Origin of the sequence: Lihuaxuella thermophila (assembly GCF_900110165.1) — a bacterium.
Taxonomy (GTDB): Bacteria; Bacillota; Bacilli; order Thermoactinomycetales; family Thermoactinomycetaceae; genus Lihuaxuella; species Lihuaxuella thermophila.
The window spans coordinates 67627-86432 of sequence record NZ_FOCQ01000012.1 but is presented as its reverse complement, the minus strand read 5'-3'; the positions used below and the strand labels follow the sequence as shown (position 1 = coordinate 86432).

The window sequence follows — 18806 nt, the reverse complement described above, 5'->3', positions numbered from 1 at the left end:
GTTTTAACATTGACTCATCATAAGTGACACTTCTTCCACTTTACCGTTTTCTATTGTTTGATATTCTTCTTGTGGTAGATTATAACACCTTAAATTATCCAAATCAATGACTAGTAAAAAAATTGTATAATATCATTATTATTTTTAATAGATAGACCTCCCTTTCCTTCAGCCTGATCTACTGCTCACGAATGACTGTTGCTGAGAACTTTCCGTTTGAAAAACCAATTCCGCATACTCCTTTCATATCCATCTCTACGCCAAAGCCGTTGCATATCGTGCGCTGAACCGGTCCCTATCAGTGAGGGGGTGTGGAGAAAACGTGAAGATTGAAATGGTGAAAGAACAAAAAAAGCAATTGATCCCTCCTGTAGAGGAGGGAATTTTTAATATAAATGTAATATATCTACTATAGGCTAACGAATAAACAGGATGATGAAACCACGAAGAAGAAGGGTGTACTCCCTTGAGATCATGTGTTGTGCATGGAGGAGGATACCGGAATGAAACAAACGGTTGATCGGTTGTATGAATATTTAAAAACCAAAACCAATCATAACAAGAAAATGGTTCTTGAAGAGATGAAAAAGATTACGGAAGAAGTTTCTATAGAATCCGGGCTTGCTCTACTGGCTATCATCGAACGTTATGAGGAGTACAAGGATGGATTGTCTGACATCCTTGACCGGTTTAAACAAGAAAGGAGAAAGTCAGAGTTTCAAAACGCCGATCAGAAAGGAATTTGTGAGCAAAGCACTTTGTATGCTGTTGTGGTCAAAGACGGAATCCGAAAGGAGATTAGTGCAGTGTATGAGGATAAAGGGTTCGCAAACAAAGTGGTAGAGCTGGCAAGATCCCTTGAAAAACGTGTTCAGTTTTCAGTAGAACCTATTGTACAGGTCAAGGTTTTGGATGAGGAAGCGTTTCTTAATCATGTGAAACAAACCATACTTAAAAAGTAAGCAAGCCCCTGGAAAGAGGGGCATCTTTTATATTTATGATAAATGGAGATAAAGATGATGTGGTGATCGCAGTGAATGAGATTTCAGATGAGTTGTGGGAAGAAATATGGTCGAATCTCAATAATTCAGGAGAAAGCCGGCTCTTGCGTAACGGACCATCGAAAAAATTTCATCTCAGCATACAGACGACTTTCGCTGAAAGACATGCTCAATCCCCGTAATGGCTTGATTCATATCACAACAGTAAACAAAATCTTGGACGTCGCTTTCGATCTTTGAGCCATTCAGTTGAACCCACAATTTGATGACGCCGACCATAAAAGGATGTTCACTGCTTCGTTGTATCTTTTCTTCTTCGATGACCGGAATTCCTGGGATCCGGGTACCACCATCACCGGTTCAATCTTGTCAAAGCACTCGCTTGATTTCTCGTAAGTCTTTTTAAACTTGCCGATCTTCTCAATAAAAGACTTCGATGCGGGGACGATGACGATCCGTTTATGAAAGAAAAAACGAGTTCCCCCCCTTTTGGAGGAACCCGTTTTTTTCTACACCTTCACTTCCGCTTTTGGTCTGCCGATGATGCGCTCCTGAACCCGGGTGAGCAGAAGGTACACAATCGGCACGATGAACAGGGTGAGCAAGGTGGAGGAAGCAAGACCGCCGATCACCACCACCGCCAAACCTTGTGAAATCAATGTCCCTTCGCCATATCCCAAGGCGAGCGGCAGGAGGGCGAAGATCGTCGCCAGGGCTGTCATCAGGATCGGACGAAGACGGGTGCCGGCCGCTTCCAGCAAAGCTTCGCGAATGGCCAGGCCACGCCTTCTCTGCTGTCCGACACGGTCGATCAACACAATGGCGTTGGTGACAACAATCCCAATCAGCATCAAAAATCCGATCATCGAAGAAACACTGATGGGCTGGCCGGAAATCAAGAGCCCGAGCAAGCCGCCGATGAGAGCAAACGGCAAGGAGAAGAGAATTGTAAATGGAGCCGTCGCTTCCCCAAAAGCGATGATCATCACAATGTAGACGGCGGCTACAGCCACAACCATCGCAACCCCCAGTTGGGCAAAGCTTTTATTCATTTCTTCGGTATCGCCGCCCAAAGTCACCTTGATCCCTTTCGGAAAGGACATCCCGTCGATGATTTGTTGCACATCCCGTGAAACGGCACCGGTATCCTTGATCGTGACATTTCCTGAAACGACGGCATATTGTTGTCCGTTCTCTTTCTGGATGGTGACCGGTCCTTTCTCTTTGTTAATGGCGGCGATTTCACCCAGCTTGATCAGCTTTCCTGTCGAAGAGAGGATTTGTACATTTTTCAGTTCTTCAACTGAATTTACTCCCTCTTTTTCCAGTCCCAGCTTCACATCCTGGGTTTGCGTTCCTTTTTCGATTTCCATCACTTTGTCCGCTTCCAGCAGACCGCGGACGGAGAAAGCCACCTGCTGGGCAACCAGGCCTTCTTTTGCCGCTTTGGCGGGGTCTACATGAATGGTCACCAACTCTTTTTCTTCACTCAGATTATGGCTGACATTGACGAGCCCATGGACCTGTTTCATCTTCTCCGCCAGCTGATCGGCCGTCCGGCGAATCTCATCGAGGTTATTCCCTTTCACGCCCACTTGAATCTTGCTGGAAGGAGGACCGACGCTTTTTACCTCTTCCACCATGATCTCCCCTTCTTTTTGCAAGGGCTTCAGCTCATGGCGAATCTCCTCCAGCCATTGATCCATATCCGCCGAAGGTGCAAGGCTGACAAACATGGAGGCGCGGTTGGCACTGCCGATGCTTCCATCGTTGTTCAGCTGTCCGCGCAAGTTGCCGACAGAAGATGAAATGACCTGTACTTCTTTGTGCCGTCTGATTTTCTCTTCGATTTTCCGGACCATTTGATCCGTTTTGCTGATATGCGTTCCCGAAGGCATCTTCAGGCTCACTTGAACCGCTTTATCCTTGTCCGACGGGATAAAACTCGTTCCCACCAGCGGGATCATCGCCAAACTTGCCAGCAGCAGGACGATGGAAACAGTGATGACCCAACCTTTATGGTCCAAAGACCAGGCCAGCGCTTTTTTGTATACTTCCGCCGTCCGGCTCCTTGTCCGGTCTAAACGCAGCTTTTTCCCGCGCAGCAGCATGATTTTCGCCAGTACCGGCACAATGGTAACAGCCACAGCCAGCGAGCAGAGAAGGGCAATGGCGACCGTGAGGGCAAACGGGAAGAAAACTTTGCCCACGATGCCGTTTACGAAACCCAGCGGTACAAATACCGCCACTGTGGTCATGGTGGATGAAGTAATGGCTGAGGCGACTTCCTTGGTGGCCAGCTGGATCAGATTCACATCTCTGTCCGGATTTTTCATCATGTGGCGGTAAATATTTTCAATCACCACAATACTGTCATCGACCACCCGGCCGATGGCCACCGCCAAACCACCCAAAGTCATGATATTCAAGCTGATGTCCGCCTGTTTGATCAAAATCAGTGTCGCGAGGACCGACACGGGAATGGAGACGACCGAGATCAGCGTCATCCGGAAATTGCGCAGGAAAATTAAAATCACAATCGCCGCAAAAAGTGCTCCCAGGAGGCCTTCCCGGATCATGGAGTGAATCGAAGCCTTTACCCCGCGCGACTGATCAAAGAGCAGAGCGATTTTTACATCCGGGTTGTTTTTCTTCAGTTCAGCGATCTTTTCATTGATCTGATCAGCCACTTCCACGATGTTGGCATCCGGGTCCTTCACGATATCCACATTGACCGACGGTTTTCCGTCCGTCCGTGTGATCATGGTGTTTCCGTCTGCCGACTCGGTGACGGAAGCGATCTCCTCCAGTCGGATCGTTTTGATTTCCGCTTCTTTTACACCCGGCTTGGCCGTTTTCCCCGAGGGAACTTTCGCTGCCCCGCCAGCTCCTTCCCTTTCTTTCCCACCTGATTGAGGTTTGGGCATTTGGGACCGGAGCTGCTCTAACCGATCATTCATTACTTTTAAGATGGCTTGATTGCGGGCGATATTCGCTTGTAAATCCTTGACTCTTTTTTGGAGTGATTCGTCATCGGGATTCTCCCGCAATTGAGCTGAAGCTTCGTTCAAAGCAAGCTGGTCCCCGATGATCTGCGCTTGCAGATGCTGGGCTTGTTGCAAGATTTGGACTTGGGCCTGAAGCAAGCCCACTCCCTGACCCATTTGGCCCAATCCCTTGCTTAAGCCCCCAACCGCTTGCCCGAGTCCTCCAACCGCCTGGCCCAATCCTTGCATACCTTGTCCAATCTGCTCAAACGCATCCTGAAAACCGGCAGCAGGGTTGGCGGGAATCGTTAACTCGTAGTTTTTCAATTGCTCAATATTGGTGATTTTCTGTTCGATGCGTACCGGCAAGTCAATCTGATTCATGTTCAGGTCCCCGAGGGGAAGGGAGAGATTGGCGCTTTGCAGAGCCTGTTGGACCTGCTGGGGGCTCAGGTTATACTTTTTCAGCTGTTCCGGTTTTAACCGAATGTAGACCTGCTTATTTCCCTCGCCTTTGACCTGGACTTCGCCCACGCCATCCACCGATTCAAAAGACGCTTTGGCCACATCATGAACCCAGCGCTCCAGTTCGGCCGGCTTTTTCGTGTCACTGGTAAAGGACAGGTTCATGACGGGATAGGTATTAAAACCGAAACGGTTAAAGGTGGTTTTTAGTACTTCTTCCGGCAACTCCAGGCGGTCAATCGAATCCCTCATTTCCTGCTGGGCTTTATCCAGATCGGCATCAAAATCAAATTCCACCACAACCACCGAAGTGCTGTCAGCGGAAACTGAGGTGACTTTTTTCGCCCCTTTGATCCCGGAGAGTGCTTTTTCGATCGGTTGAGTCACCTTTTTATCAATATCTTCCGGGGATGCCCCGGGGTACGGAGTCAATGCCACAATCACAGGGAAGTTGATGTCGGGCATTGCCTCCATCTTCAATTGGGCGGAAGTATAAACTCCCCCCATGGAAACGAGCAGCACCAGAATCACGATGGCAGCGATGTTTTTAAGCGAGAAGCGGGTCAGCCAGTTCAAGCCGTTTCCTCCTTTGAATTCATCTGTAGTGGACGTTCGGGGCTTCCGCTGGGAACGGCCTCCAAAGGCACTTCGTCCAATCACGGCCTCCCTGCACGATGTTGCGTTTGATTTTAGGTTGTATCAAGTCCGGCCGTTTTCTGAGCAAGATCGACACGAATGAGCGGAGCGGGCTATCACCCACGATTGTGTCACCCTGCACAGGGACCGTTCTTTATCAACCTTGATAAGACAGAACCAGCGGAGAAATCTTTTTTGCGACGAGTGACTCTGCCACTGCATCGGAACGGAGTCGGAAAAAAGATTTCGGAGCGTCCTTAAACAGATCCACTTTCATTCCCCAGTTTGCTTTCAGTATTCATGCGCGTTTTCTCTGAAGTATGTTTGTTCCCCCGTTTTCCCTGCAGCCGTGTCTTTGGATAAGATGACCAGTCAGTTTATTGGCGATCTCCTTGACCTTGGCCAAAGCTAAAAAAAGTGTTTCCAAATAAAGCAATCCCGAGACTTAATGACCACCATCATCTTACAGAACGGTATCATTTAGCGTCAATTTCAGTTTCATGAATTTTTTGTGAGAAAAAAATAACTGCTGTTGTTACAGCAGTTTCAGCACCGAAAGCGGTCATGTTTCAAGGGTCCGAATAAGCCGGATGGGATTTCCGGCCGCAAATGTATACGGCGGAACATCTTTGGTAACGACGGATCCTGCCCCGATCACCGCATGGTCGCCAATTGTGACACCGGGGAGAATGGTGGTATTCGCACCGATCATCACATGATCCCCGATATGAACATCGCCCAAGCGGTATTCGTTGATCAAGTATTCATGTGTAAGAATCGTCGTGTTATATCCGATAATGGTGTTTTTGCCGATGTGAATACGCTCGGGATACAGGATATCCATCATCACCATAAATGCCACGGCGGTCTGCTCCCCCACATCCATGCCCAAAAATGTCCGGTACAGCCAATTCTTCACCGGCAACAACGGGGTATACCGGGCCAACAGAATGACGAGCGTATTTTTAAATACCTTCCGGAAAGAAACCGTCCGGTAAAGCTGCCACAGCGAGTTGCTCCCGTAAACGGGAAAGCGCTCTGTCTTCCTCATGGCGCTTCCCCTTGCGGCCTTTGAACCGCAGCCGAGACTCCCTGCACCTCCAGCAGGTCCCGCATATCGTTCAGAAAATAATCAGGGTTATATTCCTTCAACTCTTCCGCATGAAGGCTCCAGGCAACCGCAGCAGAAGCCACACCGGCTTTTTGGGCAGCCAACAGATCATAACGGCTGTCTCCGACCATCAGTGTCTGACCGGGGGAAACTGCCAGCCGGTCCATGGCCAGAAAGATCATGTCTGGTTCCGGTTTTGCCTTTTCGGCATCTCCAATACAGATCACCGTTTCCATGAAACGGTCCAAGCCGAACCGCCGGAGACCCATTTCCACCACTTTCCGCCTTTTGTTGGAGACGACTCCCATTTTCACCCCGGCCGTGTGCATTTGTTGCAGCACTTCCCTCACATAGGGAAATTCTTTCACAAATTGATCGTGATGGGTTTCATTGTGGATATGGTATGTCTTCACCATTTCATTTGCCCGGTCGGGATCAAATCGCCTCATCTGGTCGACAAGAGGTTCCCCCATACAGGCCAGGACATCCGCTTCGGTGTATTTCCCGGGGCAATGAGTGTTCAGGGTATGCATGAAGGAAGCTAAAATGAGCTCATTGGTATTGATCAATGTTCCGTCCAGATCAAATAAAACACAAGGAAATTTCACCCATCTCACTCCTAAGCTTCGCTCATTTGAACTTTTTGCTGATCCCGCAATTCGACGTTATTGTATTTCTCCTTGGCTCTGCCCGTCGCACGGCGCCAGATGATCATCAGGACGGCAAACAGGACGAGAAGCAGACTCACCAGCTGGGCGATGCGGATATTTCCGTCTTCCATCGAGCCGGGTTCAAAGAGAAGGGTCATCGGAGACCAGAATGCGTTCAGCAGCTGAGCCAGCCAAGCGGGTCCCTCAAAGGTCAGGCTATCGGTACGCAAGCCTTCAATATAGAAACGTCCCATCGAATACCAGATGAGATAGCTGAAAAAGATCTCCCCGCGGCGCGGATGGACCAGATACCGGAGAACCAGGAGCAGCGCAAATCCAACCAGATTCCACAGGGATTCGTACAAAAAAGTCGGATGGTAATAGGTTCCCTGGATGTTCATCTGGTCAATGATCCAGTCCGGCAGATGCAAGCCTTCAAGGAAGGAACGGCTCACCGGTCCGCCATGCGCCTCCTGGTTCATAAAGTTGCCCCACCGGCCAATGGCTTGACCCAAAATGATGCTGGGAGCCACAATATCGGCCAATACGAGAAAGCGCAACTGGTGTTTCCTGACAAAGAAGTAACCGGCGGCGAACGCCCCGATCAACCCGCCGTGAATCGCCAGCCCGCCTTTCCATACCGCGAGGATATCCTCCGGATGGAGGGAATAATGTTCCCATTCAAACGCGACGTAATAGAGACGCGCCCCCACAATCGCAGCAGGAATCACCCAAATCATCATATCGAGCAGCAATTCGCTGTTGAAGCCCAAACGATCCGCCTCCCGAACCGCCAGCCATAAGCCGATCAGCGCAGCGCTCCCCAGGATGATCCCGTACCAGTGTACTTGGAGAGGCCCGAGCGAAAAAGCAACCGGATCAATCACCGAGAGTGTTAGCATGAGTCGTGCTCCCTTCTTCAAATAAATCCTGACTGAAAAGGGTTCTTTGGTCAAAGTGCAATTCGTACCTATTGTAACGCAAAACATTCAAGAAGCAAAATAAGCCGACATCCACCTTCCTCCTGCCGTTCAAAGCAAATTTCAGGCGAAAGAAAAAATGGACATGAAAAGTCCCAATCATTTAAAATAATAGACAAAAACCCGGAGGGATTTATATTGATTAACATAGATTCCTACACAAACAAAAGCATCCCCCCCACATATGATTGTGTGGAATGCGGGCAACAAGACTGTGTGACCGTCAGACAAAACAGGGGATTCTGCCGCACTCCCGGCTGTCTACACAACGATCCGATCCAATTTATCTATTATCCGCATTGGAAAAAGCCGAAAACAAGCCTTGCCGGACGGGAAATCTGGTGGTATAAATGACAAAACCTCTCCATCAACGTAAATGTGGAGAGGTTTTGTTTCAATCGAGATCGTCACCTTCTTCAATGGTTTCCCCCAGCTTTTGCACAAACTGTTGGGCGGCATTATAACCCATTCGTTTTACGCGGAAATTCATCGCTGCCACCTCGATGATCACCGCCAGGTTCCGGCCGGGCTGCACCGGAACGGTCAACTGTGTCAACTCCGTATCGATAATGCGAATCCTTTCTTCATCCAATCCCAGACGGTCATATTGCCTCTGCTCCTGCCAGGCTTCCAAGCGCACCACCAACGAAATCCTTTTCTTGTCCCGAACCGCTCCCGCTCCAAATAAAGTCATCACATTGATAATGCCCAGTCCGCGTATCTCCAGCAGATAGCGGATCAGGTCCGGAGCTTGACCAACCAGACTCCCCTCTTCGGTCTGAAAGATTTCAACCGCATCGTCAGCGACCAGCCGGTGACCCCGCTTAACCAGCTCCAGTGCGGTTTCGCTTTTTCCGATTCCGCTCGCACCCATGATCAATACACCAATTCCGTACACATCCACGAGCACCCCATGGATCGTCGTGCTAGGAGCCAGCACCTTCTCCAAATAATTGGTTAATTTGCTGCCAAATTTGGTGGTGGCGAGCGGTGTGCGTAAAATCGGCACCCCTTTCGCTTCGGCCGCGTTCACCAATTCCGGCGGGACGTCAAAATTTCGCGTGACTATAAAGCAAGGAATATCAGGATGACACAGCTTCTCCAGCCGTTCCTCTCTTTCTTCCTGGCTTAAGCCCTGAATAAAGGAGAGTTCTGTTTTTCCCAGGAGTTGCAACCGCTCGACCGGATGAAACGTAAAAAAGCCAGCCAGTTCCAATCCCGGCCGGTAGAGATCAGCCACGACAATTTCCCGGTCCAATTGGTCCCAGCCGCAAATCACCTCGAGATCAAACTTCTGAAGCATATCTTTTACAGTTACTTTCTTCCCCATCCGTGATTCTCCTTAAGAAAATTCCCCTAATAAGAGGGCGACTGGAAAAACCAGTCGCCAACATATTCTTATAGGCATTAGAATACCGTTAATTCGGTTTCTTTGTCAAAGATATGGGCTTTATTCATATCCAAAGCCAGTTTCGCTTGGCTGCCGGGAGTATAAAGCGTTCGTGCGCTTACTCTTGCGGTCAGCCATTTATCGCCAAATCCGCTCAGGTAGAGATACATTTCGGAACCCATATTTTCGGCCACTTCTACTTTGGCCTCAAAAGAGCTTTCCGGTGAAGCTTCAATAAAGGCCAATTCATCGTGAATCGCTTCCGGACGGATTCCGAACACCACTTCTTTGCCGATGTAATTTTTCTCGCGCAGCACGTGAGCACGGCCGGCAGGAATTTTTACTTTTACATTGGTGCTTACGAAGTAGACTTCCCCGCCCTCTTCGATCAGGGAACCTTCGACAAAGTTCATCGCCGGGGAGCCGATGAAACCGGCTACGAACATATTGGCCGGGTGGTTATAAATGTCCGTTGGGGTATCCACTTGCTGGATTACCCCGTCTTTCATCACCACGATGCGATCTCCCATGGTCATCGCTTCCGTCTGGTCGTGGGTGACGTAGATGACGGTGGTTTCCAGGCGCTGATGCAATTTGCTGATTTCCGTACGCATTTGTACACGCAATTTGGCATCCAAGTTGGAAAGAGGCTCATCCATCAGGAATACTTGCGGTTCACGCACAATGGCACGGCCCAGTGCCACCCGCTGGCGTTGACCCCCGGACAGCTGTTTCGGCTTGCGGTCCAGGAGATGCTCGATATCAAGAATTTTAGCGGCTTCACGCACGCGCTTTTCGATCTCATCTTTTTTGAACTTGCGCAATTTCAATCCAAAGGCCATGTTTTGGTAAACCGTCATGTGGGGATAGAGAGCATAGCTTTGGAATACCATGGCAATGTCACGATCTTTCGGAGCCACATCATTGACCAGGCGGTCTCCGATGTACAGTTCCCCTTCACTGATCTCCTCAAGACCGGCGATCATCCGCAGAGTAGTCGATTTCCCGCAACCCGATGGTCCGACCAATACCAAAAATTCTTTATCTTCAATATCTAAATGAAAGTCTTTTACAGCTTCAAAACCGTTGCTGTAACGTTTGTAGATATGGTTCAGCCTTACTTGAGCCATCGCTTCCCAACCTCCCGGTTTCCTGTTGTGTTCAAGTCTATTGTAGCGAAGGGTCTAAACGCTTTAACATGTTCAAATCATACAAAATTGAAAGCGTTTTTTTGCGCAGATTGTACAGAATGCTTCGGCTGTGAAAGCAGGGATGCCAAATCAATCCGCGTCGAGAATCATGGTCAGAAGCAAGGCGATTTTAGCCAGAACGGCGTCTTCAAACTGGCGCAAATCCAGCCCGGTTTCCTGCTTCAACCGTTCTAACCGGTACAAGAGAGTATTGCGGTGGATAAACAACTGGCGGGCGGTCTCGCTGACGTTCAAGTTCAGCCGGAAAAACATCTCCATTGTTTTTCTCATTTCTTCATCCTGGAACATCTCAGGAGACGGAAACCGGGAAAGAAATCTTTCCGCCGCCTCCTCGTCCAAATTCTCCAATAACTGCTCCAATCCCAGGTTCCAAGCGGCATGAACGGTACGGCCGGGATGAAAAGTTTTGGCCAGCTGATAGCTGTTCAATAAATGAAACCACATGCTGCGGATTTCTTCCGGGGAAGAGATCGGCCTGTGAACCAGAATCATGGCTTTTTTCCCGATCTCATTTTGAATCGCTTCCGCCAAGCCCTCAGCCGCTTGCAAGAGCGAATCGAGAGTCTCCCATGACTCATCATCTTCTCCGGACAAACCGGCCTGCGGGGCCAAAATCAACCATTCCTGATGGTTGATCGCTGCCAGCCACGCCTGTTGCCGGTCAAAATACCCCTCCAACAGCGCTTCCGCTTCTTCCCCTGCCGTTTCATCCAGCTCGGTTTCAAAAATGACCAAAAATGGAACGCGTTTGTTCCAATCCAGTCCGGACAGCTCAGGAGGCAAAACGGCTGCCTCGTTTTCTCTCACCGCTTTCAGCCAACTGACGAGTGTAGTCTTTTCCTCTCGCCAGGTGTTCAGAAAGAGTTGCACAAGTGCCTGTTCTCTGGGATTCAGCGGTGTTGCAAAGGTAAATCTCTGTTTGGTGAAAGGAAGGACAAACACTTGTTGGACGGCAGAAGAAGGAGAATGAAAGAGGATTTTCGTATTCAGGGCTTTTTCCAATTCGCTGATCATCTTTGCTTCTGCTTGGTTCAGCTTCATGATCACTCCTCCACTCAACTGCTCTTAGCACGATTATACCAATCCGTCCAGAAATGGACCCGCTAATTCCCGGCTAATCTTGGGACACAAAATGGAAGCGCCGTTCGAATAAATGAATGGATCAAACCCGCAAAGCAGACCGGTTAAGCCGTCTCCATTTAACCACTCTTAATGAAGATTGCTGCAAAAAAAGGAAAAACTGCCACTCTGGGCAAATTATAAAACATGGTATTTCCGAACGTTCGAATATACGATGCAAACCAGATCTTAAGGAGTGATTTCTCATGATCCGAATACTGGCCTGGCTGCTCATCGCCTCAGGGGGTGTGGTTCTTGGTTTTAATGCGTACCAGTGGTGGGGTCAAATCAATATTGCCATTGACGATCCTAAACTGGCCATGGCCATTTCGGATGATTGGACAGACCGCTCCGAGGAACCCGCTCTTTCCAAAGTGACGGTCCCCGGGACAAAAAAGGGGCCCGAACCCGTCTCCGGCCAGCGAATCGGTGAATTGGCCATTCCCCGCCTGGGAGCCATTTTGCCCATTGTCCAAGGAACGGACGATGAGGCCTTGAAAAAAGGAGTGGGCCTTTATCAGGGTTACGGCACCGTGAAACCCGACCATACCGGGCATGTTGTCCTCTCCGGCCACCGGGACACGGTTTTCCGCAAAGTCGGGGAACTGAAGAAAGGGGACCGGCTGTATGTCAATTACAACGGGTACATTTATACTTATCAGATACGCAAAACCTGGATTACCGATGCCGAGGACCGTACCGTGATCGTCCCGATCAATCGCCCCGTGCTCTCACTGACTACCTGCTATCCATTTGATTATCTCGGATCCGCCCCGGACCGTTACATCATCCGGGCAGAGCTGATCGAAATCAAGAAAAACGCATAAAGCAAAAGGGTGGGCTTCCAAGGCTCACCCTTTTGCCTTTTGCTCTAATCCATGATCGCATTCATGATCCAGGAAACAACAGTCAACAACAAAGCACCCAGAAATGCGGGGATAAAACCATTCACGTCAAAGCCGTCAATGAGTGAGCCCGTCAACCAGAAGAGCAGGGCATTGATGACCAATGTGAATAAGCCCAAGGTGAGAATATTGATCGGCAATGTGAGTAAAAGAAGCAGCGGGCGAATCACCAAATTGATGATCCCCAAGATCAACGCGGCAAAGAAAGCGGCGGAAAACCCGGATACAAAAATCCCCGGAATCCAATGTGCGGCCAACAGCACAGCCAAGGTATTGACCACCAGTCTGATCAACCAGCTCATACAGAGTTCCCTCCTCTGTTATATATTTACCCTTTTTCTGTATAAGTTCTACACCTCTCTTCCCGATGGGTTTGACCCCTCCTTTTGCATCTTCTCCCTTTCATTTGCGCAAGCTTTTAATGATTGAACAGCGCAGAAGCGATTGATTTTTGCGAAAAAGAGATTCGCTCTTATGGTTTGGTCCATATTATGTTACTCTCTTCTATAGTGACTTTTGGGGTACATAAGGGTACAACGAGACCGATAAGGAGGAAACCTGATTGAAACTGGGAATGATCGGACTGGGTAAAATGGGTTTTAACCTGGTTCTCAACTTGCTCGATCACCAGCATGAAGTCGTCGCTTATGACGTGATTCCCGAACCGGCTCAAAAACTGGCGCAACAGGGAGCGATTCCGGCTGATTCCATCGAAGATCTGGTGAACAAGCTGCCGGCTCCCCGTGTGGTATGGATGATGGTTCCCGCCGGAGAAATTGTCGACCAAGTGTTGGAACAATTGATTCCCCATCTGCGTGAAGGAGACATCGTCATCGACGGCGGAAACTCCAACTACAAAGACACGCTTGCCCGTGCCGCCAAATTGGAAGCGAAGGGCCTCTATTTCATGGATGTGGGGACATCCGGAGGGATTTCCGGAGCCCGGCACGGCGGTTGCTTTATGATCGGCGGCAATCCGGAAGCGTTCCAAATCATTGAACCGGTCTTTAAAGACATCTCGGTGGAAAACGGTTATCTTTACGCGGGTGAAGTGGGCAGCGGACATTTTCTCAAAATGGTTCACAACGGCATCGAGTACGGAATGATGCAGGCGATCGGCGAAGGTTTTGAAGTGCTGGAAAAGAGCCCGTTCAATTTCAATTATGAAGAGGTGGCCCGCGTTTGGGCCAACGGGTCCGTCATTCGCGGCTGGCTGATGGACCTCACGCAGAACGCTTTTTCCAAAGATCCCAAACTGGAGGGAATCGCCGGGGTGATGCACGCTTCCGGGGAAGGGCAATGGACCGTGGAGACGGCCCTGGAGTTAAAAGCTTGTGCCCCGGTTATCGCCATGTCACTCTTTATGCGCTACCGCTCTCTCGAAGAAGATACCTTCCACGGCAAGGTGGTAGCCGCGCTCCGCAACGAGTTTGGCGGCCATGCGGTTGTGAAAAAGTAAAACACTCAAAAGCAGTTCCCGTGGGCAAGGGAACTGCTTTTTTGTACCTTTGTTTCAATATATGAATCTCCCGGCTTAACACCGCGCATTTGATGCCGGAATCGGGAGTGAGGTTAGATAGGAGCTGATTCCTCTACACCGGCAGTAAAAAGCTCAGTTAATCGCCGAACCAGAGAACGATGGAACTGTCTGGTTAAAAATATATATAAGGATCTTTCGGCGGAGAAACCGGCTTATAAGAGTCCAGTTTGATCACCGGCATCTCGTATCCTTCGTACATCACCGTTTGAATTGTTCCCGTCACTTCAATCCACTGGTTTGATTTCACTTGCCCGGCATGGGAACCGGTGGTCACCATTCCGATTACCGTGGCGTCCGCCGTACAACAGGTGACGGTAAAACGGCCGGTGACAAACTCATTCTTTTTCAATGTCTCATCCCGGTAGACAAACCCCTTCAAACGAATCTTTTTCCCTTCAAACTCTTTAGGATACATATTGATGGTGTTAAAGTAATCGGCATAATTTTTTTCGGTGAACGTGATCACCGGTTCTGCTTTGATCTTCGGAACCAGTTCTTTATACGGGTTATCGATCTCGACGATCTCCGGTTCTGTTCCATCTGAAGGCTGCGCTTGCTCCGGTGAGGGGGAATCGTTGGGATTACTCCCCTTTTGACTGGCGGCTGATTGTTTTGGGGAGAGCTTTTGCTGCTTCGCCAGCGCCTGGGCATTCATATAGCTGACTCCCTTATTGGCGGCAATGCTCGCATCCAGTGCTTTCGGCGGCGACACCATAAAGAACAACAGCGGCAACAGAATGACCAGATATCCCCAGGCACCGATGCGGTGGATCTCTCCTCTTTTCAGGTTCCAAAGCTGGACCAGACCGAGCACGATCAATAACAAAATACTGACAGCGATCAGCCCCTTAAAGCGGGGATGCACAACCAGAGTGATTTCCCCTGATACCAAAAGGCTGAGCAACATCACGGCGATGCCGAAGCAGATTCCGACTCTGAGCAGTGCTCTCATTCCCGTCTCTCCTTTCCCTAAAACAACAGAAACACGGACAACAGCGTGAGAATCGTGGTTCCGCCGAAGAAAAACAAGATGACGGGCAGGCGGAAACTGCCAAGCATCATCAGCAGGTTTTTCAGATCCATCATCGGGCCGTAAATCAAAAAGCCCAGCAGCGGCACGGTACCCATCGCCGAACGGAAGGAAGCGGCTAAAAATGCGTCAGCGTTCGAGCAGATCGATAAGCAAAATGCCAGTCCCATCATCATGAGCAATGCGAGCCCTTCCTGTTCGGAGAAGCTCTTGATGGCGGATAAACCGACAAAGGTTTGAAATCCGGCGGCGATCAGTGCCCCCAACACAAAATATTTTCCCATGTTGATAAACTCAAAGACAGCATGGTGTAAAGCATGCATCCACTTGCCCCCTTCGGCATGGGCATGATGGTCACAGCGATCCTCCGGATGGTGAACATGCCTTTCTTCTGCATGGGATTCATGACCGCAGCTTCCCTGTTCATGGGTGCAGGCCGTCTGTTTCTCCTCTTTTAACACCGGGACACGGCGAAAGAACAGATAGAATAAAAAGCCCATCAACGCCGCAATTCCCGCTCCGGTCAACGTGCGGGCAAAAACCATGTCCCAACTGTCGCCGAACGCGAAGTAGGTGGACAGGATGGTAATCGGATTCACAATGGGCACAGCCAGCAAAAAGGTAAACGCGACATATGGCGGAAGTCCCTTTTGCACCAGACGGCGGGCGACCGGGACAATCCCGCACTCGCAAACAGGAAGCAACAGCCCCAAACATGTGGCCATGGGAATCGACAAAAGGGGGTTTTTCGGTGTCCATCGCCAAATGGTCTCCTCTTTCACATACACATGAATCAGACAGGACAGAAATACACCGAATAAGATAAACGGCAGCCCTTCGATAAAGATGCTGAGAAAGATAGTTGACATATTTTGCCATTTGGGCCCCAAGTCCACGCTCCCGCTCCGGATCAACTCACTTAAGGAAAACAGCAAACCGTAGCCGGAAGTAAGCAGATACAAAAAAGCTCCCAATACGAGGATTCCCGTAATCTCCACATAAAAATTTCGTATGAACCGGATCATCTTGTTCCTCCGCAAAAAATTTGGACAGCTTGTTCCTTTTTGATTAACATATGTAGGCAAATCGGTTTCATTCCTATTTTTAAGGACATTTCTATTTTACTTTCATCCCATTCCTCCGTCAAACCAAACGGCCGTGACTCCATGTCACATCTCGATAAACAGCATTCTTTCACAGAAAACGATCATGACGACTGAACACAAACCTGGATGAGGGTGGGTCTGTTTGAAGAGCCGCTCCGAAATCTTTTTTGCGACTTCGTTCCCTTGTCGATCTTGTACAGTAAACAATCTCACTAGCTGATACAACCTAAAGACCAAACGCAACATCGTGCAGGGAGGCCGTGATTGGACGAAGTGCCTTTGAGGCCGTCCCCAGCGGAGGCCCCGAACGGAGGGAGGAAGCGGATCACCTGTTTGAGCGGCAGCGAGTTTGATCCGCGCCCGTAGCGAGAGGGCCGGAGCGGCCAGTTTTACCTCCTTGCCGGCCTCAAGAGCACGGAGACCAACACGGCCGACCGCCCAACACAACCACAGAAACACCCTTCAACAGCATACTTTCACGGAAAACATGCCCGTCTGCTTGGCGACAACCCAGAGATGAGTCACTCTGTTTTTAATCCCGCTCCGAAATCTTTTTGGCGACTCCGTTCCGATGCGGTGGCAGAGTCCCTCCACCGGAAGACCCGCTCATCCTTGTCGTTTCTTGTACAGTAAACAATCTCACCAGCTGATACAACCTAAAGACCAAACGCAACATCGTGCAGGGAGGCCGTGATTGGACGAAGTGCCTTTGAGGCCGTCCCCAGCGGAGGCCCCGAGCGGAGGGAGGAAGCGGATCACCTGTTTGAGCGACAGCGAGTTTGATCCGCGCCCGTAGCGAGAGGGCCGGAGCGGCCAGTTTTACCTCCTTGCCGGCCTCAAGAGCACGGAGACCAACACGGCCGACCGCCCAACACAACCACAGAAACACCCTTCAACAGCATACTTTCACGGAAAACATGCCCGTCTGCTTGGCGCACAACCCAGAGATGAGTCACTCTGTTTTTAATCCCGCTCCGAAATCTTTTTGGCAACTCCGTTCCGATGCGGTGGCAGAGTCACTCGTCGCCAAAAAGATATCTCCGCTGGCTCTCCCCCTTATCACGATTGCAAAGAAAAGGATTCATGACAGCTTGATACACCCTTGGTATGAAAGCCCCATTCGAAATTTGTTATCCATCTCCGCTCCATCGCGTCAATAACTTTCCAATAAAAAAGAGGGGTGAAACCCCTCAGGCTGGCAATCCAATAGAAATATTGTGCGACTCCACCAAAAGCATGGATCTTTCCGATGATGTTCAAACGACTTGTTGTTGCTCGATTTCGTTTAACACGGAAATGAGCTGTTCCTCCAACCGGCTCGCCAAATCTCTCAGAACCGGGTCCTCCAAATGGGAGAAAGCAGATGTGGGGCGGAGAATGCCCACTTGGGTTTTGCCGGTTTCCCGGTCGCTGAAAACAACCATTTTACACGGCAAAAAGAAACCGCTCCACTGATTTTGGACCAGCATTTTTTTGGTGAGATCCGGATGTGAGACTTCGAGAATCCAGTAATCCTGGTCCAGACGAATTCCCTGTTCAAACAGCTTCGTCGTTACATCGTATTTCCAGAGGAGTTGCAACTTCATGTCAGCCAGTTTCCGTTCCAGACTTTTTACAGCCCCTTCCACTGTGTGGCCGGTCTCGACCAGATAAGAAAACATGGGAAGCCCTCCTTCAAACAGTTTTTAAGAGACCATCCGACTCCGACTGATAGATCCGCCGGATGATCTCCTCCATCTCCGGTTCTGCCATTTGAATATCCAGCAATTCCCCCCATTCCCCGACTGCGGCCAGGAGGGAAGGGACGGATGTTTTGTGACGGTCGTACAAAATGGTTGCCTCATCGCCCTGAACCGTCACTTTTTCGCTTAAATCAAGTGGTTTCACGCGGGGCCGATCCTTAAACTTCACACGGATCATGCTGGGAAGCCCGATCATTTTTTGCAATTCCCCAAGCGTCCCGTCCATGATCATTTTACCATGATTGATCACCATCACACGATCACATAAATATTCAATATCGTCCATGTCATGAGTGGTGAGCAAAATCGTCTTCTTCTGCTTTTCATTCAGTTCTTTCAAAATCTCCCTCATCCGTTTTTTGGCGACCACATCGAGTCCGATGGTGGGTTCATCCAGAAAGAGAATCCGGGGATCGTGGATCAGGGCCGCCGCCAAGTCAGCCCGCATGCGCTGCCCCAACGATAATTTGCGCACCGGTGTTTCCAGAAACTCCCCAATCCCCAGCAAATGGTCATACCGGTCCAGAAATTGCCGGTACGACCGTTGATCCACTTTATACATCTGGCGCAGGATGTCATAGGAATCCCGGAGCGGGAGATCCCACCACAATTGGGTCCGCTGCCCGAACACGATGCCAAACTGCCTCGCCAGTTTTTTGCGCTCTTCCTGCGGGCTGTACCCCATCACCGTGATCGTTCCGCTCGTCGGGTGCAAAATTCCCGACAGCATTTTAATGGTCGTCGATTTTCCCGCACCGTTGGGCCCGAGATACCCGACACACTCCCCTTCTCCAATCTGAAAAGTAAGATCCCGCACCGCCACTTTGCGTTCATATTCTCTGGAAAACAAAGAAAGAACCGCTCCAAAACGGCTTTTTTTCGTCTTGTATATTTTAAACTCTTTTCTCAGCTCTTTGACGACGATCACATTCA

Annotated in this window: 16 protein-coding genes; 4 read left to right on the top strand and 12 right to left on the bottom strand. The window is 49.7% G+C overall.

Annotated features, from left to right (window positions below):
• The first annotated feature begins 503 nt into the window (after positions 1–503).
• Complete coding sequence (locus tag BMW55_RS13675; RefSeq protein ID WP_089970328.1) at positions 504–962, top strand: hypothetical protein; 459 nt, start codon at positions 504–506, stop codon at positions 960–962.
• Between the two features lie 548 nt (positions 963–1510).
• Here the strand turns inward: BMW55_RS13675 and BMW55_RS13665 are convergent.
• From BMW55_RS13665 to lgt, 4 genes are all read right to left on the bottom strand, one after another.
• A complete protein-coding gene (locus BMW55_RS13665; protein WP_170839935.1) occupies positions 1511–5029 on the bottom strand; it encodes an efflux RND transporter permease subunit in 3519 nt (1172 codons plus the stop codon).
• Between the two features lie 622 nt (positions 5030–5651).
• The gene (locus tag BMW55_RS13660; protein WP_089970315.1) at positions 5652–6140 is read right to left on the bottom strand and encodes an acyltransferase; all 489 of its coding nucleotides are present in this window, start codon (positions 6138–6140) and stop codon (positions 5652–5654) included.
• Positions 6137–6808, bottom strand: a complete 672-nt coding sequence (gene ppaX, locus BMW55_RS13655; protein WP_089970311.1) for a pyrophosphatase PpaX — start codon at positions 6806–6808, stop codon at positions 6137–6139. The genes BMW55_RS13660 and ppaX overlap by 4 nt, the downstream gene beginning before the upstream one ends.
• Before the next feature lie 11 nt (positions 6809–6819).
• On the bottom strand, positions 6820–7752 hold the full coding sequence (gene lgt, locus BMW55_RS13650) for a prolipoprotein diacylglyceryl transferase (protein ID WP_089970308.1): 933 nt from the start codon (positions 7750–7752) through the stop codon (positions 6820–6822).
• A gap of 216 nt (positions 7753–7968) precedes the next feature.
• Between lgt and BMW55_RS13645 the strand changes: the two genes are divergently transcribed.
• The gene (locus BMW55_RS13645; protein ID WP_089970305.1) at positions 7969–8184 is read left to right on the top strand and encodes a hypothetical protein; all 216 of its coding nucleotides are present in this window, start codon (positions 7969–7971) and stop codon (positions 8182–8184) included.
• A gap of 40 nt (positions 8185–8224) precedes the next feature.
• On the opposite strand, the gene hprK is transcribed toward BMW55_RS13645, so the two are convergent.
• The 3 genes from hprK to BMW55_RS13630 form a co-directional block, all read right to left on the bottom strand.
• Positions 8225–9160 carry an HPr(Ser) kinase/phosphatase gene (gene hprK, locus BMW55_RS13640; protein WP_089970301.1) on the bottom strand — a complete coding sequence of 312 codons (936 nt, stop codon included), beginning with the start codon at positions 9158–9160 and terminating at the stop codon, positions 8225–8227.
• A gap of 77 nt (positions 9161–9237) precedes the next feature.
• Positions 9238–10350, bottom strand: a complete 1113-nt coding sequence (locus BMW55_RS13635) for an ABC transporter ATP-binding protein (RefSeq protein WP_089970298.1) — start codon at positions 10348–10350, stop codon at positions 9238–9240.
• A 150-nt stretch (positions 10351–10500) separates the two neighbouring features.
• Positions 10501–11472, bottom strand: a complete 972-nt coding sequence (locus tag BMW55_RS13630; protein WP_089970296.1) for a PucR family transcriptional regulator — start codon at positions 11470–11472, stop codon at positions 10501–10503.
• 284 nt (positions 11473–11756) lie between these two features.
• Between BMW55_RS13630 and BMW55_RS13625 the strand changes: the two genes are divergently transcribed.
• Positions 11757–12377 (top strand): class D sortase, encoded by a 621-nt coding sequence (locus BMW55_RS13625; protein WP_089970293.1) that lies wholly within the window; start codon positions 11757–11759, stop codon positions 12375–12377.
• A 44-nt stretch (positions 12378–12421) separates the two neighbouring features.
• Here the strand turns inward: BMW55_RS13625 and BMW55_RS13620 are convergent, their stop codons facing one another.
• Positions 12422–12757, bottom strand: coding sequence for a phage holin family protein (locus BMW55_RS13620; protein ID WP_089970290.1), 336 nt, complete (start codon positions 12755–12757; stop codon positions 12422–12424).
• A gap of 260 nt (positions 12758–13017) precedes the next feature.
• On the opposite strand from BMW55_RS13620, the gene gnd reads away from it, so the two are divergent.
• Positions 13018–13914, top strand: a complete 897-nt coding sequence (gnd, locus tag BMW55_RS13615; protein WP_089970286.1) for a phosphogluconate dehydrogenase (NAD(+)-dependent, decarboxylating) — start codon at positions 13018–13020, stop codon at positions 13912–13914.
• Between the two features lie 193 nt (positions 13915–14107).
• On the opposite strand, the gene BMW55_RS13610 is transcribed toward gnd, so the two are convergent.
• From BMW55_RS13610 to BMW55_RS13585, 4 genes are all read right to left on the bottom strand, one after another.
• The gene (locus BMW55_RS13610; RefSeq protein ID WP_089970283.1) at positions 14108–14947 is read right to left on the bottom strand and encodes a TIGR03943 family putative permease subunit; all 840 of its coding nucleotides are present in this window, start codon (positions 14945–14947) and stop codon (positions 14108–14110) included.
• 17 nt (positions 14948–14964) lie between these two features.
• Positions 14965–16050: a permease gene (locus BMW55_RS13605; protein WP_089970280.1), complete on the bottom strand. Its 1086-nt coding sequence runs from the start codon at positions 16048–16050 to the stop codon at positions 14965–14967.
• A gap of 1337 nt (positions 16051–17387) precedes the next feature.
• A complete protein-coding gene (locus BMW55_RS13590; RefSeq protein WP_089970271.1) occupies positions 17388–17792 on the bottom strand; it encodes a DUF302 domain-containing protein in 405 nt (134 codons plus the stop codon).
• Positions 17793–17805: 13 nt separating this feature from the next.
• Positions 17806–18801 carry an ABC transporter ATP-binding protein gene (locus tag BMW55_RS13585; RefSeq protein WP_089970505.1) on the bottom strand — a complete coding sequence of 332 codons (996 nt, stop codon included), beginning with the start codon at positions 18799–18801 and terminating at the stop codon, positions 17806–17808.
• Positions 18802–18806 lie beyond the last annotated feature (5 nt).

What these genes read in the sequence shown, in the direction of transcription:
- BMW55_RS13675 (WP_089970328.1), top strand. Translation starts at nt 504, where the DNA reads ATGAAACAAACGGTTGATCGGTTGTATGAATATTTAAAAACCAAAACC.
- BMW55_RS13660 (WP_089970315.1), bottom strand. Translation starts at nt 6,140, where the DNA reads ATGAGGAAGACAGAGCGCTTTCCCGTTTACGGGAGCAACTCGCTGTGG.
- lgt (WP_089970308.1), bottom strand. Translation starts at nt 7,752, where the DNA reads ATGCTAACACTCTCGGTGATTGATCCGGTTGCTTTTTCGCTCGGGCCT.
- hprK (WP_089970301.1), bottom strand. Translation starts at nt 9,160, where the DNA reads ATGGGGAAGAAAGTAACTGTAAAAGATATGCTTCAGAAGTTTGATCTC.
- BMW55_RS13635 (WP_089970298.1), bottom strand. Translation starts at nt 10,350, where the DNA reads ATGGCTCAAGTAAGGCTGAACCATATCTACAAACGTTACAGCAACGGT.
- BMW55_RS13630 (WP_089970296.1), bottom strand. Translation starts at nt 11,472, where the DNA reads ATGAAGCTGAACCAAGCAGAAGCAAAGATGATCAGCGAATTGGAAAAA.
- BMW55_RS13625 (WP_089970293.1), top strand. Translation starts at nt 11,757, where the DNA reads ATGATCCGAATACTGGCCTGGCTGCTCATCGCCTCAGGGGGTGTGGTT.
- BMW55_RS13620 (WP_089970290.1), bottom strand. Translation starts at nt 12,757, where the DNA reads ATGAGCTGGTTGATCAGACTGGTGGTCAATACCTTGGCTGTGCTGTTG.
- BMW55_RS13610 (WP_089970283.1), bottom strand. Translation starts at nt 14,947, where the DNA reads ATGAGAGCACTGCTCAGAGTCGGAATCTGCTTCGGCATCGCCGTGATG.
- BMW55_RS13605 (WP_089970280.1), bottom strand. Translation starts at nt 16,050, where the DNA reads ATGATCCGGTTCATACGAAATTTTTATGTGGAGATTACGGGAATCCTC.
- BMW55_RS13590 (WP_089970271.1), bottom strand. Translation starts at nt 17,792, where the DNA reads ATGTTTTCTTATCTGGTCGAGACCGGCCACACAGTGGAAGGGGCTGTA.